Below are 714 nucleotides of genomic sequence, written 5' to 3' on the forward strand. Positions count from 1 at the left end.
GTTCAGGGGGTGTGAGCTGCGGGCGCGGTGCGCCGCGCGCGGGCTCACGCGGCGGCGTCGTAGTGCCGGACCAGCGCGGCGAACGCCTCGTCGAGGCCGCCGCGGGAGATCTCCAGCGCGCTCGCGGGGGTGCGGGTCAGCAGCTCGCGCGCGAGGGCGTCGGCGTCCTCGGTGCGCAGGTGCACGCGGGACTCCGAGCGGCGCGAGACGGTGGCGTCCGCGAACTCGGGCAGCGGCTCGCCGGCCGGCCACACGAAGGAGACCGTGTGGTGCCGGGACGTGGAGCGCAGCTTGTCCACGGAGCCGTCGAACGTGACGCGTCCGGCGTCCATCAGGACGATCCGCTCGGCGACGTCCTCCGCCTCCTGGAGGTAGTGCGTGGCGAACACGACCGTGAGCCCGCGCTCGGTCTCGGCGCGCATCGCGTCCCAGAACTCGGTGCGGGACTGCACGTCCATGCCCGCGGTCGGCTCGTCCAGCACGAGCAGCTCGGGGCGCGGGAGCAGAGCCAGGGCGAAGCGGACCCGCTGCTGCTGCCCGCCCGAGCACTTGGCCACCTTCCGGCGCGCGAACGACGCCGCTCCCGCCCGTTCCAGCGCCTCGTCCACGGGCAAGGGGTCCGGGTAGAGGGACGCGATCATGGTCACGGTCTCGCGCACGCTCAGGTCCGCGAGCAGCCCGCCCACCTGCTGCACCGCGCCCACCCTCCCATGG

Annotated in this window: 1 protein-coding gene; it reads right to left on the reverse strand. The window is 74.6% G+C overall.

From position 1 onward, the window contains the following. Window positions 1-44 precede the first annotated feature (44 nt). On the reverse strand, window positions 45-714 hold a 670-nt coding region (locus D9R02_RS11840; protein ID WP_147435368.1), incomplete at its 5' end, for an ATP-binding cassette domain-containing protein.

It is taken from the genome of Kocuria rhizophila (assembly GCF_003667225.1).
GTDB lineage: Bacteria > Actinomycetota > Actinomycetes > Actinomycetales > Micrococcaceae > Kocuria > Kocuria rhizophila.